The 14,485-nt window shown below is 61.9% G+C and carries 16 protein-coding genes; 7 read left to right on the top strand and 9 right to left on the bottom strand.

Going from position 1 to position 14,485, the window contains the following annotated elements; all coding sequences use genetic code 11:
* The first annotated feature begins 70 nt into the window (after positions 1–70).
* Both ACWICV_RS05515 and ACWICV_RS05520 read left to right on the top strand, forming a co-directional pair.
* Complete coding sequence (locus ACWICV_RS05515) at positions 71–316, top strand: hypothetical protein (RefSeq protein WP_015771057.1); 246 nt, start codon at positions 71–73, stop codon at positions 314–316.
* Entirely contained in the window at positions 313–1,302 is a 990-nt protein-coding gene (locus ACWICV_RS05520; RefSeq protein WP_454090631.1) for a Clp protease N-terminal domain-containing protein, read from the top strand. The genes ACWICV_RS05515 and ACWICV_RS05520 overlap by 4 nt, the downstream gene beginning before the upstream one ends.
* A 102-nt stretch (positions 1,303–1,404) precedes the next feature.
* On the opposite strand, the gene ychF is transcribed toward ACWICV_RS05520, so the two are convergent.
* The 3 genes from ychF to ACWICV_RS05535 form a co-directional block, all read right to left on the bottom strand.
* Positions 1,405–2,490, bottom strand: a complete 1,086-nt coding sequence (gene ychF / locus ACWICV_RS05525) for a redox-regulated ATPase YchF (protein ID WP_105657583.1) — start codon at positions 2,488–2,490, stop codon at positions 1,405–1,407.
* A 72-nt stretch (positions 2,491–2,562) separates the two neighbouring features.
* Positions 2,563–3,654: a 4-hydroxy-3-methylbut-2-enyl diphosphate reductase gene (locus ACWICV_RS05530; protein WP_105657584.1), complete on the bottom strand. Its 1,092-nt coding sequence runs from the start codon at positions 3,652–3,654 to the stop codon at positions 2,563–2,565.
* Between the two features lie 27 nt (positions 3,655–3,681).
* Positions 3,682–4,962, bottom strand: a complete 1,281-nt coding sequence (locus ACWICV_RS05535; protein ID WP_454132709.1) for an SH3 domain-containing protein — start codon at positions 4,960–4,962, stop codon at positions 3,682–3,684.
* Positions 4,963–5,238: 276 nt separating this feature from the next.
* On the opposite strand from ACWICV_RS05535, the gene xseA reads away from it, so the two are divergent.
* The gene (gene xseA, locus ACWICV_RS05540; protein WP_454090629.1) at positions 5,239–6,501 is read left to right on the top strand and encodes an exodeoxyribonuclease VII large subunit; all 1,263 of its coding nucleotides are present in this window, start codon (positions 5,239–5,241) and stop codon (positions 6,499–6,501) included.
* 28 nt (positions 6,502–6,529) lie between these two features.
* Positions 6,530–6,760 carry an exodeoxyribonuclease VII small subunit gene (locus tag ACWICV_RS05545; protein ID WP_388022645.1) on the top strand — a complete coding sequence of 77 codons (231 nt, stop codon included), beginning with the start codon at positions 6,530–6,532 and terminating at the stop codon, positions 6,758–6,760.
* 17 nt (positions 6,761–6,777) lie between these two features.
* Here the strand turns inward: ACWICV_RS05545 and ACWICV_RS05550 are convergent, their stop codons facing one another.
* From ACWICV_RS05550 to ACWICV_RS05565, 4 genes are all read right to left on the bottom strand, one after another.
* Positions 6,778–7,641, bottom strand: a complete 864-nt coding sequence (locus ACWICV_RS05550; RefSeq protein WP_454090628.1) for a PPK2 family polyphosphate kinase — start codon at positions 7,639–7,641, stop codon at positions 6,778–6,780.
* Positions 7,642–7,958: 317 nt separating this feature from the next.
* Entirely contained in the window at positions 7,959–9,179 is a 1,221-nt protein-coding gene (locus tag ACWICV_RS05555) for a pyridoxal phosphate-dependent aminotransferase (protein ID WP_105657589.1), read from the bottom strand.
* A gap of 92 nt (positions 9,180–9,271) precedes the next feature.
* A complete protein-coding gene (locus ACWICV_RS05560; protein ID WP_400342097.1) occupies positions 9,272–10,177 on the bottom strand; it encodes a glycine betaine ABC transporter substrate-binding protein in 906 nt (301 codons plus the stop codon).
* Positions 10,178–10,217: 40 nt separating this feature from the next.
* Complete coding sequence (locus ACWICV_RS05565) at positions 10,218–10,688, bottom strand: NUDIX hydrolase (protein WP_402470595.1); 471 nt, start codon at positions 10,686–10,688, stop codon at positions 10,218–10,220.
* 112 nt (positions 10,689–10,800) lie between these two features.
* Between ACWICV_RS05565 and ACWICV_RS05570 the strand changes: the two genes are divergently transcribed.
* Positions 10,801–11,307, top strand: coding sequence for an Lrp/AsnC family transcriptional regulator (locus tag ACWICV_RS05570; protein WP_105657592.1), 507 nt, complete (start codon positions 10,801–10,803; stop codon positions 11,305–11,307).
* 68 nt (positions 11,308–11,375) lie between these two features.
* Here the strand turns inward: ACWICV_RS05570 and ACWICV_RS05575 are convergent, their stop codons facing one another.
* Together ACWICV_RS05575 and ACWICV_RS05580 are read right to left on the bottom strand one after the other, a co-directional pair.
* Positions 11,376–12,209, bottom strand: a complete 834-nt coding sequence (locus tag ACWICV_RS05575; RefSeq protein WP_454090627.1) for a hypothetical protein — start codon at positions 12,207–12,209, stop codon at positions 11,376–11,378.
* Between the two features lie 180 nt (positions 12,210–12,389).
* On the bottom strand, positions 12,390–13,010 hold the full coding sequence (locus ACWICV_RS05580; protein WP_105657594.1) for a GNAT family N-acetyltransferase: 621 nt from the start codon (positions 13,008–13,010) through the stop codon (positions 12,390–12,392).
* Between the two features lie 85 nt (positions 13,011–13,095).
* Between ACWICV_RS05580 and ACWICV_RS05585 the strand changes: the two genes are divergently transcribed.
* Both ACWICV_RS05585 and cpaB read left to right on the top strand, forming a co-directional pair.
* On the top strand, positions 13,096–13,710 hold the full coding sequence (locus ACWICV_RS05585; protein ID WP_105657595.1) for a 5-formyltetrahydrofolate cyclo-ligase: 615 nt from the start codon (positions 13,096–13,098) through the stop codon (positions 13,708–13,710).
* A 61-nt stretch (positions 13,711–13,771) separates the two neighbouring features.
* Positions 13,772–14,482: a Flp pilus assembly protein CpaB gene (gene cpaB, locus ACWICV_RS05590; RefSeq protein ID WP_400288453.1), complete on the top strand. Its 711-nt coding sequence runs from the start codon at positions 13,772–13,774 to the stop codon at positions 14,480–14,482.
* The last annotated feature ends 3 nt before the right edge of the window (positions 14,483–14,485 follow it).

The raw sequence follows: 14,485 nt of genomic DNA on the forward strand, positions 1-14,485 counted from the left end.
ACACCAAACTCGCCGAGCAAATAGGCAACCCAGGTTGACATCCGGCCACTTAGCAACATAGGTTGACGACATGGAGTCTCCGCGGATCGCAACAGTAGCAGCCGATACCAGCGACCCGAAAGCAGGATTGCGGGCCGTAGCGTCCTTGCGCGTGCTTGCGGACACCTTGGAACTTCGGCAGGTCGAGGCCGCGTTGCGTTCGGGCATGAGTTGGCAGGAGATCGCCGACGCGCTCGGAGTGACGCGACAAGCTGCCCACAAGAAGCACTCCAAAAGAATTGACCCCGCGATCTCGACACCCAGGAGGAACAGATGAACAAACTCGTCCGCGCCGCTCAGACCAGCCAATCGCTTTCCCTGGCCGCCATGGAGGAAGCATCCCGGCTCGGGCTCCGCGAAGCCGACATCGACCACCTGTTCCTCGCATTGGTCATCAACGACCAGTCTGCCGGCCGCGCACTGCGCGAGCTGGGTATCGACATTGACAGCGCCCGTCTCGCCGTCGAGGACCAACGTGATGCACAGCTGGCTTCACTCGGCATCGAGGCGTCGTTCCCCGAGGCCGGGCGCATCGTGTTCCATGAGACGGATGGGTACGAGTGGACTCGTCCCGCTCGGGACCTCATCGCGAAATCCAGCAGCAAAGGCAAGTCGGGCGACGCTGCCGCCGTTCTCCGGGAACTCGTCGCAGAGCCCAGCGGCCTGATCACGGATATCCTCGGCCGCCTTGGCACAACATCCGATGCGCTCATCGAACGCCTCGATCGGGCCGACTCGCCCTCTATGAAGTCCATGCCCTTTGCAGCGAAAGTGAAGGGGCGGACCACGGGAACGATTGAGACTTTCGTATCCGCACCACTGGACGAAGTGTGGGCGTTCCTCACAGATCCCGCACGTATCCCCGAGTGGGAACCGAGCATCGGCACCCTCGACCAGACCGGTCAAGAAGCGATGCCGGGTACGGTCTGGGAGGGCACGGCACCCGCAATCTATCCAGACGGCAAACCTGTGAAGATCAAGCCTCAGTTTCGTCGACGCAGTGTTGAGCTCATCGCAATTCACCAACCGGACAGGATCGCATGGAGCTTTGGCTATCCCGACGTCGCGCAGGGTAATTCGATTCTGGCTGAATTCACCTTGGCGAACGCGACCGGTGGCACACAGCTGCGGATCAGCAGGTCCTGGTCGCGACGCCAAGGGTGGCGAGGACTTGTCGCATGGCCGCTGCGTCCAGTCCAGAAGTTCCTGGTGTGGATCACCCTGTTCCAGACCGGCAGCGCGATCAGCCGAACATTTCGCTAGTCCCTGGCACGGCGACTCGCCTGCTGGTCGCACATAGATCAAGTGCCCGGATCTCCACAGGGAGATCCGGGCACTCGAGCGGGACATTGAAGCGGAACGCGACTACACGTTGAAGCGGAACTCCACGACGTCGCCGTCCTTCATGATGTATTCCTTGCCTTCGATGCGGGCCTTGCCCGCAGACTTGGCATTAGCCACCGAACCAGCGGCAACGAGGTCTTCGAAGCCGATGACCTCGGCCTTGATGAAGCCGCGCTGGAAGTCGGTGTGGATGACACCGGCTGCCTCAGGCGCGGTGGCGCCCTTGGCGATGGTCCATGCGCGGGTTTCCTTCGGGCCAGCGGTCAGGTAGGTCTGCAGGCCCAGGGTGTCGAAGCCGACGCGGGCCAGCTTGCCCAGGCCGGACTCGACGATGCCGGCATCTTCCATCATTTCGGCCGCTTCGTCTTCTTCCAGTTCAGCCAGTTCGGATTCGAACTGGGCATCCAGGAAGATCGCCTCGGCAGGGGCAACCAGCTCGGAGAGCTTGGCCTGCATCTCGGTATCGGCCAGGCCAGCCTCATCGGTGTTGAACACGTAGATGAATGGCTTGGTGGTCATCAGCTGCATCGGCGCGAGCTCTTCAAGGTCCACGCCCTTGGTCTTCGCGGCGGCGAACAAGGTGATGCCTTCTTCGAGCACCTTCTGCGCGTTGAGCACTGCGTCCAGGAACGACTTCTCGATCTTCTTGGTGCGCAGTTCCTTTTCCAGGCGAGGCAGCTGGTTCTCGATGGTCTGCAGGTCCGCGAGGATCAGCTCGGTAGCGATGGTCTCGATATCCGAGGCCGGGTCCACCTTGCCGTTCACATGTATCACGTCGTCATTCACGAATGCGCGGGTGACCTGGCAGATCGCATCAGCTTCGCGGATTGTCGCCAGGAACTTATTGCCCAGGCCTTCGCCCTCCGAAGCGCCCTTGACGATGCCGGCGATATCCACGAAGGAGACGGTCGCAGGCAGGATGCGCTCGGAATTGAAGATTCCGGCGAGCACCTTCAGCCGCGAGTCAGGCAACGGCACGACACCCACATTGGGTTCGATGGTTGCGAACGGGTAGTTGGCTGCCAGCACCTGGGCACGGGTCAGCGCGTTGAACATGGTGGACTTGCCGACGTTTGGCAGTCCGACGATTCCGATAGTAAGAGCCACGGGAGGAAATTCTACCTTTTACTAGTGATGAGCGCGCAATGGTGTACTGGCGCTTGAATTCTTATGGAGAAATCAGGCCTGCGGGCGGGCGTGTCCGCCCAGGGCACGTTCCTCGTCCCCGGCTTCCTTGAGCTTTCCGCGGATTTCCTTGGGCAGCGAGAAGATGATGTCTTCCTGCGCGGTGGTGACCTCGGAAACGTCGGTGAAGCCGTACTCTGCCAGCAGCGCCACGACTTCGCGGACCAGCACCTCTGGCACCGAGGCACCGGAGGTCACGCCGACGGTGGAGACGCCCTCGAACCAGGCCTCGTCCACTTCGTTGGCGAAGTCCACGCGGTAGGAAGCCTTTGCCCCGTGGTCCAGTGCCACCTCGACCAGGCGCACCGAGTTCGAGGAGTTCGCCGAACCGACCACGATCACCAGATCCGACTGCGGCGCAATGTTCTTGATCGCGGCCTGGCGGTTGGTGGTTGCGTAGCAGATGTCATCGCTGGGTGGATCCTGCAGGTTCGGGAAGCGCTCGCGCAGCCGGCGCACGGTTTCCATGGTCTCGTCCACGCTCAGGGTGGTCTGCGAGAGCCAGATCAGCTTGTCCGGGTTCTTCACCTGGACGGTGTCGGCTTCCTCGGGGTTGTTCACGATGGTGGTGACCTCCGGGGCTTCGCCGTAGGTGCCCTCGACCTCTTCATGGCCTTCGTGGCCGATCAGCAGGATCTCGTAGTCGTTCTTGGCGAAGCGCACGGCTTCGCGGTGCACCTTGGTGACCAGCGGGCAGGTGGCATCGATGGTCTGCAGGTTGCGGTCCGCCGCGGACTGCACCACGGCCGGGGAGACGCCGTGGGCGGAGAAGACCACTAGGGCGCCCTCGGGCACTTCCTCGTTCTCCTCGACGAAAATCGCTCCGCGGGATTCCAGCTCGGAGACCACGTGCAGGTTGTGCACGATCTGCTTGCGCACGTACACCGGAGGACCGTAGTGCTCCAGCGCCTTTTCAACGGCAACCACTGCCCGGTCCACGCCTGCGCAGTAGCCGCGAGGAGCGGCCAGCAGGACCTTGCGCTCGGTGACCGTTGGGGAGGCAGCTGCAATCTCGGCCGGGGTGCGGCGCACCCGCGGGATCCGAGGCATTGACAGCGAGACCGTAGTGGAAGTGGAAGTAGCCATACCTCTAGTCTACGAAGTGCATGCAAGTTAGCCCATGCTCATATGATGCGCGCCACCCTCCGGGGACTGTGAGATCTGCCTCCGAAGGGTGCTTGCCGGTTCAGCAGGGCAGCGAACTGGGCAGCAGCACCGGGGTGCGCACCACCGCGCCGGTGCCATCGGACCCGTGGTAGGCCCGGCACACGCCCACCGAGCGGGCGCCGAGGTTCGCCTTGATCTGGCGCAGCGCATCGGGCGCAGCGCATCGGGCGAGAAGCCGTACCACTGCATGTGCATCAGCACGGTGTCCCCGGGCACCGCGGCCGAGGCCCGCGAGATGGTGATCGACTTGGATTTCACGTCCCAGTCGCGGGTGTCGCGGGACCAGGTCCAGATGGCCATCCCGCGGCTGTCGTAGCCGCAACGCACCGAACCGTCGATGGCTCCAAAAGGCGGGCGCCCGAAATTCGTGTGCACGCCGGAGCCGCCCAGTTGCGCACCGGCCTGCTGGCAGGACAGCGGGCGCAGATCCGGGTGGCTGATCGAATGGTTGATCACCCATTGGCCCTTGGCCCGGGCCAGCGCGGCCAGGTCCACGCCGTAGCGCGACTTGAACGAGCCGAGGCAATCGCCGGTGGGAGCGATCACCAGGCCGATGTTGCTGCTGGCGGCGTAATCCATGACCGAGGTGAAGGCGCTCAGCGTGCGCGGGCAGTCATCGAAGGTGAGCACCACCCTCGATGTCCGGTTGGGACCGGTGGACCGCGGGGCGGAGGGCGGCTTCGGATAGGTGGTCACGTAGCTGCCGCTGACCCAGCCGGTGTACCCTCCGTAACTGGCCTTGTACCATCCGTTGGAGGCGCGGGCGTAGGCGGGAACCGTCTTCCCTTTCGGGATGCTCAGCAGGACCCGGTAGCTGGTGGATGTGCCGGTGCGCAGATTCAGGTCATCGAGCGTGCGCACCGAAGCGGCGACCACGTAGTAGCCGCTGACGTACCCGGTGTACCCGTTGTAGCTGACCTTGTACCAGCCGTTGGAGGCACGCCCGGATACAGGAACCGAGGTCCCCGTGGGTATCTGCACCAGGATCCGGTAACTGGTCGAGGCGCCGGTGCGCATATTCAGATCCGCCGTGGTGCGCACCCGGACCGGCAAGTCGATGGATATGGCACTGGCAACGTCCACCGTTGCGGCCGGCACTGCCGCAGCCGCCAGCACGGGCATCGGGGCCGCGGCGGAGAGCGGAATGGAACCGGCCAGCAAGCTGAGCGCTGCCACCCAAGTCCACCCAGAACGCGCAATATTCTTATTCCCCAATGCCCCACGCATGGCCCTGCATCCTTCTGAAGTGCTTCCCCAATGCTCAATAGTGTCCACCCGCACATTGCCCCTCGCAATGCCCGCAGGCAGGCTTGTCCCAATCGTTGGAAAACCCCGTTTCCCCGGGTCTTGCGGGGCCAATCGGGTATGAAAATCGCCCATTGCGATACCTGCGCTCCACCTGCCGCGGCCTAGCCCCAGCCCCCGGGGATCCGGCCAGCCGTCGGTGCCATGCGGTAGTCTCACAGATGCACCAGAGATTCGACTTTCCAAGGAGCGGCACCGATGGATCCCCAAGCCCCCGCCAGTTTGCCGGCGACCGCCGGGCAGACCACCGCGGACAATCCTTGGCCGCTGCGGCTGCTCTCGGAAAAGCTGAAAATCCATATCGAGAACTCTCCGGTGGTTTGGGTTGAAGGCCAATTGCTGGAAGCCAATGTGCGCAACGGCCACGCCTACCTCACCCTGCGCGATGTCGATGCGGACTTCTCTTTCTCGGTGACCATTTGGGCCTCGACGATGCGCAAGCTGGATGCCACCCCGCAGGTGGGCTCCCGCGTGGTGGCCCAGGTGAAACCGAGCTTCTACGCGAAAACCGGCCGGCTTTCCTTGAATGCCACGGACCTGCGACCGGTAGGCTTGGGCGAGCTGCTGGTGCGCCTGGAACGATTGCGCCAGGCGCTGGGAGCAGAAGGCCTCTTCTCCCCTGAGCACAAGCGCCCGCTGCCTGTTCTTCCCCACCGCATCGGCCTGATTACCGGGCGTGATTCGGATGCGGAGAAGGACGTGCTGCGCAATGCCAGCCTGCGCTGGCCATCCGTGCAATTCAAGGTCATCAATACCGCCGTGCAGGGAATGGATGCCGCCAACCAGGTCATCGCAGCCCTGCAGCAGCTGGATGCGGACCCGGACATCGATGTCATCGTCATCGCCCGTGGCGGCGGAGCCCTGGAAGACCTCTTGCCCTTCTCCAATGAGGATCTGGTGCGTGCGGTCTTCGCAGCCCAGACGCCGGTGGTTTCGGCCATCGGCCACGAAGCGGACCGCCCGATCCTGGATGATGTGGCCGATCTTCGCGCGTCGACCCCCACCGATGCAGCCAAGCGCATTGTCCCGGATCTGCAAGAAGAATTCGCCGGCTTGGAAATCGCCCGCAATCGCTTGGACCGTTCCATCAACAATCTTCTCCAGCGCGAAGCCCAGCTGCTGGCCTCGGTGCGCGAACGCCCGGTGCTGGCCAACCCGCAGGTGATGGTCACCTCCCGTGCCGAAGACCTGGAGCGCTGGAAGCAGCGCTCGACGGATCTGCTGCGCCACCGCGTGATGCGCGCCAACGACGAGATCAACCATCTGAAGAACCAGATGCGTGCCCTGTCCCCGCAGCAGACCCTGGACCGCGGCTATTCGGTCACCCAGCTGGAGGACGGAAGCATCGTGCGCGAGGCAGCCCAGGCGCCAGCAGACAGCAAGGTGCTCATCCGGGTGGCTTCCGGGCAGCTGGTTGCACGAACCCTTGAATCCCTCCCTGCCGGCAACAACGCAAGCTAATCACCACGAATACCAATTTGGAGTAATCATGACTGCACAAATCCCTGAAGACATTGCCAAGCTTTCCTACGAGCAGGCTCGCGAAGAACTGCTGGCCGTGGTCAACCAGCTCGAGACCGGCGGAGTTGCGCTGGAAGCCTCGCTGGCGTTGTGGGAGCGTGGCGAAGCACTGGCAGCCCACTGCGAGAACTGGCTCAACGGTGTCTCTCAGCGTCTGGAGCAGGCCCGCGCCAACCACGAGCAGGCCGCCGGCGAATAGCCTGTCCTCACCCGGACCTACTTCGTGGCCGCCAGCCGGGCCTTCTCCTGCTCCACATCGAAGGTGGCAACGGGCCAGTCGGGAGCGACGCGCTCCAGGGTAGCCAGCAGCAGCTCGGCGACGCACAAGCGGGCTTTCCACTTCTGGTCAGCGGGAACGATATGCCATGGTGCGCCCTGGTTATCGGTGCGGTTAATCGCCACCTCGTAGGCGGACTGGAAGTCATCCCACAGCAGGCGATCATCGACGTCGCCCGGCGAGTACTTCCAATGCTTGTCGGCACGCTCCAGGCGTGCCGAGAGGCGCTCGAATTGTTCTTCTCGGCTGATGTGGAGCATCACCTTGATCGGGTGGATGCCCTGCTCGATCAGCTGCTTCTCGAAGTCGACTATTTTCCCGTAGCGGGACTCGACCGCCTCCGGGGCGGCGAAGCCCTTCACCTTGGCGACCAGAACGTCTTCATAGTGGGAACGGTCAAAGACTCCCACTAGTCCCCCGGCGGGCAATTGCTTGGTGATGCGCCAGAGGAAGTCATGGGCTGCTTCTTCCTCGGTTGGCGCCTTGAAGGCATGGTGCTTGACGCCCTGCGGATCCAGCATGCCAAGGACGTGGCGAACAGTCCCTCCTTTGCCGGACGTATCCATTCCCTGCAAAATGAGCAGGACTGCTGGGCCTTGCCCGCCAGCTACCGAGGCGGCGAAGAGCCTCTCTTGCAGATCCGAGAGCAGTTCAGCCAGCTGCTCCATGCGCTTCTCGGCGGCCTTCTTATCCTGCGGGGCGTCGCCGGGCCACCAATCAGCATCCTTGGTTGCGCGCTCTGAAAGCTTCACGCCCGGTTCTGCACGTAGCGCTTCTAACAGGTTGGCAGGATAGGCGCTCATCATTAAGTCCTCACGCGTGTGTCGAAGTGATGCGATTCGTTGTTGCCAGCCTACTGCCACTGCAGGCGCCGTGAGAAGCGGTATTCGTCAACGGCGAAGCACCCATCACGGCTCGATGCACAGGATCGCTAAGCCTCGCGAAAGCGCCGGCAACGGGCCGATACGCCAAATCCTCAGGACACCAAATTCTCCGGTCGCAGTCGCTGGCAGGCGATATCCCTGAAGTTCCGGGGGCCGCATTCCCCGGTGGCCGCCTTAACGCACAACCGGCCCAGAATCACGTGGGTGATTCTGGGCCGGTTCAGCATCCGGGCAGCCTATGCGCGAGCGCGCCAGTCCTCCAGGAACTGTCCGATGCGTCCAACCGCATCAGTCAGGTCGCGCACGTTGGGCAAGGTGACCAAACGGAAGTGATCCGGACGGATCCAGTTGAAGGCGGTGCCCTGGGAGATCAGGATCTTCTGCGCCTTGAGCAGTTCAAGGGCGAAGGTCTCATCGTTGTGGATCGGGTAGACCTCGGGATCCAGCTTCGGGAACATGTAGAGCGCGCCCTTGGCCTTCTGGACGCTCACGCCAGGAATCGCGCTGAGCAGGTTGTAGGCCGCATCGCGCTGTTCAAGCAGGCGTCCGCCAGGCAGGATCAAGTCATTGATCGACTGGTAGCCGCCCAAGGCGGTCTGGATTGCGTGCTGTGCCGGCACATTGGCGCACAGGCGCATGTTGGTCAGCAGGTTGATGCCCTCGATGTAGTCGCCGGCCTGGTGCTTGGGACCGGAAATAGCCATCCACCCAGCACGGAAGCCGCACACGCGGTAGGCCTTGGACAGGCCGGAGAAGGTCAGTATCAGCACGTCATCTGCCAACGAAGCGGTGTTGATGTGCACGGCGTCTTCGTAGAGGATCTTTTCGTAGATCTCGTCCGAGAACACAATCAGGTTGTGCTTGCGCGCCAGCTCGAGGATCCCCTCCAAGGTTTCCTTGGGGTACACCGCACCGGTCGGGTTATTGGGGTTGATGATCACGATGCCCTTGGTGCGATCGGTGATCTTCGCTTCCATGTCCTGAAGATCAGGAAGCCAGCCTTCTTCCTCGGTATTCATGTAATGCACCGGGGTGCCGCCGGCCAGTGAAACCGAAGCGGTCCACAGCGGGTAGTCAGGGGCGGGAATCAGGATCTCGTCGCCGTTATTCAGCAGCGCATTCAACGAGAGGGTGATCAGCTCGGAGACACCGTTGCCCAGGTAGACGTCATCCACGCCGATGGTCTGGATGCCACGGGTCTGGTAGTACTGCGAGACGGCGGTACGTGCCGAGAGAATGCCGCGGGAGTCGGAGTATCCTTGGGCGTTAGGCAGGTTGCGAATCATGTCAACGAGCACCGCGTCGGGGGCCTCGAAGCCGAACGGCGCGGGATTGCCGATGTTCAGCTTCAGGATGCGGTGTCCTTCGGACTCCATGCGCGTGGCGTGCTCAAGCAGCGGGCCGCGGATGTCGTAGAGGACGTTGTGCAGTTTCGTTGATTGTTTGAATTCTGCCATGGTTACACTTTCTCACGTCAGGTGCGATCGACACACCTTGTTACTCGACCGCTATGGTCAGCGGTCGAAATCCTGGGAGAGCTGGCTGGGGCCTACTCTTCGATGATCCATTCCCAACGGGTGGCCGCTTGCTCTGGGCTCAGTCCGTCGGCCTGGCTGACCATGCGGTTCAGGTCCACGAGGGACTGCTGCGAGAATTCGCCGGTGATCTTGTCCAGTTCTGCCTGGGCCTTGTCATCCACGTCGCCGTTGGCCAGCACCATGTACTGCTCGGCGTTGAAGAAGGCGGCGCTTCCCGGAATGCTGTAGAAGCCTTCATCGGAGATGACTGCATCTCCCGACCCGAGCGCCACCGCGCTGTCCACCGAGGCACGCAGCTTGCTGGCCAGTTTCGCCGGCTCCTCAGCCACGACCTTCGGCTTCTCGCAGCCAGCGTCCTCCAATGATGCCTTCAAGGATGCGGCGTTGGCTTCATCGCTAATGATCGTCAGATCTGTGCAAGCCGCAATCAGGGTTTCCACCGAATCGACCTTGTGCAAGGTTGCCTGGGCCTGGCTCATGACCAAGACCTTTCCCGCATCAGCTGGGCTGAGTTCCAAGGCAGAGAGCTCCCCCTCAGCGTCATTGATGGCGCTGCGCAGGTTCTTGGATTCCTCGACGCTCAGCAATTGATCTTCACCAGTGATGGCCGCCGGGTCAGCAACCAGGGGTAGCGCCTTGGCCGCTTGGTCCACCGCCAAATCGGCTTTTCCGTCGACCACCTGCTGGTAAGGATCAGCACTGGGCTTGTTCAACGACACCTTATAGCCTTCGGCTTTCAGCGCATTGGCATAGACATGGACCAAGGCCTGGTCTGCAGGTTGAGAACCGGCAGCAATCTGCAAGGTGATGGCCTTGCTTGGCTCGGCCGTCGGCGTTGCCTCTTCGGTGCAAGCAGACAGGGTTAGCAGCAGGGTTGCGCTGAGTGCGCCAACGGTGATGGTATTTCGCAAGTTCATGTCCCTATTGATTCTAGGGCAGGCCAGCGGCGATCCGCCGCTACTTGCCGGGTGCGGTCAGTCGCAAGATGCTCTCAACGCGTTCAATGCAGTTCAGCTTGGCTATCTCCTCGCGGGTAAACCAGGCGGCCTGGCTGGTAGAACCGTTGACTTCATGGCGCAGTTCTCCACCGGTCAGCTTGGCCCGATAGGTGACCGCCACCGTTTGCATGGCATGGCCTTCGCCCGAGTAGCGCTTGGAACCGGGAATAACTCCCGTGCTGACATCCAGAAGCGCCAGCTCGCCCACTGCGTAGCCGGTCTCTTCATAGACTTCACGGCGCGCGCCTTCTTCGATAGGCTCCCCCAAGTCGATGCCGCCGCCGGGAAGGGACCAGCGCGGGGTGAAGCGTGGATCGCGATGACGCATATCCCAGAGCGTAAGCAGTACCTTTCCTTCATGTTCCACCAAGCAATAGGCCGCCAGCCTGGTATCAAAGGATTCACCGGTGTGCTCAGAACGACGTGTCATATCCCCAATATATCCGTTTGTTCACCGATTATTTACTCGTACGCGGACGGCATACGCCGATTTTTCTGCCAAAGATCCCACTGATATCTCGCGAATATGATGAAATATTCTTATGGCCCAGCAATCAGAGCTTTCATCAAACGTCGATCTGGACGAAATCGATCGAATCATCATCGACGAATTGGTCGCTAATGCACGTATCTCCAATGCGACCCTCGCACAGCGTGCGGGCATCGCTCCATCCACCGCACTGTTGCGCACCCGTTCGCTGGTCGAGCGCGGCATCCTCACCGGCTACCACGCCGAGGTATCGCTGGGCGCTGTAGGCCGTACCGTGCAGGCACTGATCTCGGTCAAGCTGCGCGCCCACGACCGCGAGAAGATTGACGCTTTCGTGGCACGCATCCCGCAGCTGCCCGAGGTGCTGTCCATGTTCCATGTTTCCGGCGGCACCGATTACCTGCTGCATATCGCGGTCGGTTCCACCGATGCACTGCGTGACTGGGTGCTGGACAACCTCGCCACCGACGAGTCGGTGGGCCATACCGAAACCACCTTGGTCTTCGCGCACCACCGCGGCAACCGCGGCCCGCTGCCATTCGATGACATGATCAGCTAGCAGCGCTTAAGCGACTTGTGGCCCGGACCTCGCGAGGTCCGGGCCACAAGTCTTTGTGCTTGGAATGCTTATGCGCGGCGGCGCTGCATGACCGCGTCCAGGTTCAGGCGAGGCTTGGTACCCGCGGCAGCCACGGGTGCGGCTTCCGGTGCGGGGGATGGCGCTGCAACGGTTTCCGTGACAGCTGGTGCGCTCTCGGTACGCTTGGCAACTACCGAAGCGACCGCTGCGCGCTCTTCGGCCGAAACTTCGGTGGCCAGGCGCTTTGCATCTTCCGATGCCTTCAGGCTGATCTGTTTGCTCGGACGCAGCGGTTCTTCCACCGGCAGTGCTGCCTTGTGGGTCCGCTTGGCACCCTGTTCAGCTGCCAGCTCCGCGGTCTTGGCGATGCGCTCGCTGGCTTCCACGTACGTTGGCTTGGGCACATGCGTTGGTTCCCAAGTACCTGGCTGCTTTACACCGCCATAGCCGTGGGCCACTCGCAGCGCTTCGGCGCGGAGCTCTTCAGCGGTAATCGCTGGAGCGCGGCGGGACGAACCCGGGCGAGCGTCGAAGACCTCGTCATCCTCATGCTTGCGCGAGATGACCTGGTTAGCCGCGTCGTCAAAAGCGGGAGTCCGCAGCGCCTGCTGCCGGGTGGCTTCGAGGTGCTCGAGCAGCTTGCGATTGCGGTCGCGGACAGCCAGCCCGCGCAGGGTGGCGAAGGATGCTACAGCAATCAGCGCGAACAGGCCTACGGTGCCGAAGGTCAGAGCAGTGAAAGGAGCCAGGATGAGACCGAAGACGGTCGCGAGGACAGCCAAGGCACCGACGAGCGCGACGGACAACCGGCCATAGCGCACACGAATCTTGAGTTTGGTCGCAGCACTTTCCTGCGAAGCGCTCTGTGACGTGCCAGCCATGTGGGTCCTCCATCACCGATTGAGTCGGTCAAATCCTCGTGGAACTAAATATGGTTCCTTCGAATCAACACTATGCAACCTTGGGTGCGCGCTCATGCACATCCCTTGGCGTGTCTGCATGTTTTCAATGCAGTTCTCTCATATCAGAGCTCGATTGAACGAAATAGCACGAAATCCGCCTCAGTATTCGTAGATGCGTTCGAGCAGCGTCGTTTCCACCTCTTCACGGGTCAACGCAAAGGTGCGGTGATCCCGCCACTGCCCATCGATGTGCAGATAGCCTTTGCGCAGCCCTTCATCGCGGAACCCGAGCTTGTCCACCACCCGCAGGCTGGCCGAATTCTCCGGACGGATGTTGATTTCCAGGCGGTGCAGCTGCAGTTGCTCGAAGCAATGGTCTATGACCAAGGCGCAGGCTTCGGGCATCAGGCCGAAGCCGGCATGGTTGCGATCCAGCCAGTAGCCGATGGACGCTGTGCGCGCGGCACCATATTGCACCGACGCCACGGAAACCTGCCCGATTAATGGCGGGCGCCCCTTGTGCAGCTGGGGAAGAGCCAAGGCCCAGGTGAATCCGCTGCCGTCAACTGCTGATTCATCCTTGGCCCTGAGCATCTCGCGAAAAGTCATGGCTTCTGGCGGGCCCAAGGGACTGGTGGGATCCCATGGCTTGAGCCATTTGGAATTGGCGTAGCGCAGATTGATCCACTCGGCTTCGTCACTGGCAGTCAGTTGGCGCAACAACAGCCGTTCCGAGGCCAGATCCGGAACCAGGCGTTTTGCTCGACGAGAGAAGAACATGTGCACATCGTATTACTTCGTCATGCTTGCAGCTGGCAACAGCGCTAGCAGGCAGCGTTTCGTTTCTTGCACGTAAGCTGTAGGCATGAATCCCACCGCTGATCTGAATTCTGGCGCCGGCAAGAAGGCCGCGCGTGCCGCTGTGCGCACTTGGCGCAGGGCACTTGATCCGAGCAAGCGTGAGCAGTTCGGACTGGATCTGGCGCACACGGTGATTGGCTATCTGAGCCAGAGCACCGGTGTCGTCCAGAAGGTCGCGGCCTATTGCTCGGGTCCGGATGAACCGTCCACCGAGGCGCTCTTGGATGCTTTGGCCAAGGAAGGCATTGAAGTCTACCTGCCAGTGTGCGAACCGGAGTACGCGCTCTCGTGGGTTGAGTACTCCCCCGGCATGGAATTCCAGCCAAGTACCTTGGCCCCGGTGATGGAGCCGGTGGGCAAGCGGATGGGCACAGAGCTCTTTGACGAGATCAATACGCTGATCATGCCTGCGCTGTCCATCGATTCGAACGGGCTGCGTTTAGGCCAAGGCGGTGGCTACTACGATCGCTTCCTGCCCTTGATCGACGATGCGCCGGTCCGTGTGGCGGCCGTGGTTTATGAGCACGAGTATGTTCCGGCCGGTTCCTTCCAGATCGATGAGCATGACCAACCCGTGGACTTGGTGTTCACTCCGCAGCAGGTGCATCAAATCATCTGATTTACCCACAGCTCGCGGGCAGCTCGCAGTGGGCCGCTGGACCTGAAGGTTGCATGGGGTTATGAGCTTCTTCTCCAGACCGCATGCTGCCTCCCGGCCCCCGGTGATTCCCAAGCCGAAGATCCGTCCCGTGCGCAACCGCAATGAATTGTTGCGCCGCTACCGGAAGCCTTTGGCCATCGCCTGCGCGCTGCTGGCCTTGGCGGGCGTGCTCAATGTGTTTTCCTCCGGGCAATTAGCGCAGCGCGAAGTCGTGGTGGCGCTGAGCGACATTCCTGCCGGGTCCCGCATATCCGCCAACCAGCTGACGGTGCAAACGGTGCGGCTGGCCCCGGAAGATGCCGAAGTCTTTGAAAGCATCGATGCCATCTCGGGGCAACGGGCAGCCGTGGCACTGACTGCCGGAACGGTGCTGCGCAACTATTCCTTGGTGGGGCCTCAACTTTTGACCGGTTCGCCGGAAGGCACCGTGGCCGTTCCCTTGCGCTTGAGCGATCCTGCCACCGTGACGCTGCTCCATCCAGGGCAACTGGTGGATATCGTATTGACCACCGGAGATGGCTTTGAAAAGGAAATCAGCTCGCAGACCATCGCCAAGGCGGTGCCGGTGCTCTGGGTTCCGGATAATGCCAGCAGTTCCGAATTCGGCATGCTCAGCGGCGCGGCTCCGACCGGTGAAGGAATTGTGGTGGTCGCGGCTGCCAGCAGCCTCTCGGATGATCTGGCCGGGGCAGTATCGCGCGGCAAGGTTTCAGCCGTCTTGGTGAATTAGGAA

The organism is Glutamicibacter sp. NPDC055354, assembly GCF_053644955.1.

Bases quoted from the DNA above. Each gene is read 5' to 3' on its own strand.
- ACWICV_RS05515 (WP_015771057.1), top strand. From the start codon at position 71: ATGGAGTCTCCGCGGATCGCAACAGTAGCAGCCGATACCAGCGACCCG.
- ACWICV_RS05520 (WP_454090631.1), top strand. From the start codon at position 313: ATGAACAAACTCGTCCGCGCCGCTCAGACCAGCCAATCGCTTTCCCTG.
- ACWICV_RS05530 (WP_105657584.1), bottom strand. From the start codon at position 3,654: ATGGCTACTTCCACTTCCACTACGGTCTCGCTGTCAATGCCTCGGATC.
- ACWICV_RS05535 (WP_454132709.1), bottom strand. From the start codon at position 4,962: ATGCGTGGGGCATTGGGGAATAAGAATATTGCGCGTTCTGGGTGGACT.
- xseA (WP_454090629.1), top strand. From the start codon at position 5,239: ATGGATCCCCAAGCCCCCGCCAGTTTGCCGGCGACCGCCGGGCAGACC.
- ACWICV_RS05545 (WP_388022645.1), top strand. From the start codon at position 6,530: ATGACTGCACAAATCCCTGAAGACATTGCCAAGCTTTCCTACGAGCAG.
- ACWICV_RS05550 (WP_454090628.1), bottom strand. From the start codon at position 7,641: ATGAGCGCCTATCCTGCCAACCTGTTAGAAGCGCTACGTGCAGAACCG.
- ACWICV_RS05555 (WP_105657589.1), bottom strand. From the start codon at position 9,179: ATGGCAGAATTCAAACAATCAACGAAACTGCACAACGTCCTCTACGAC.
- ACWICV_RS05560 (WP_400342097.1), bottom strand. From the start codon at position 10,177: ATGAACTTGCGAAATACCATCACCGTTGGCGCACTCAGCGCAACCCTG.
- ACWICV_RS05565 (WP_402470595.1), bottom strand. From the start codon at position 10,688: ATGACACGTCGTTCTGAGCACACCGGTGAATCCTTTGATACCAGGCTG.
- ACWICV_RS05570 (WP_105657592.1), top strand. From the start codon at position 10,801: ATGGCCCAGCAATCAGAGCTTTCATCAAACGTCGATCTGGACGAAATC.
- ACWICV_RS05575 (WP_454090627.1), bottom strand. From the start codon at position 12,209: ATGGCTGGCACGTCACAGAGCGCTTCGCAGGAAAGTGCTGCGACCAAA.
- ACWICV_RS05580 (WP_105657594.1), bottom strand. From the start codon at position 13,010: ATGTTCTTCTCTCGTCGAGCAAAACGCCTGGTTCCGGATCTGGCCTCG.
- ACWICV_RS05585 (WP_105657595.1), top strand. From the start codon at position 13,096: ATGAATCCCACCGCTGATCTGAATTCTGGCGCCGGCAAGAAGGCCGCG.
- cpaB (WP_400288453.1), top strand. From the start codon at position 13,772: ATGAGCTTCTTCTCCAGACCGCATGCTGCCTCCCGGCCCCCGGTGATT.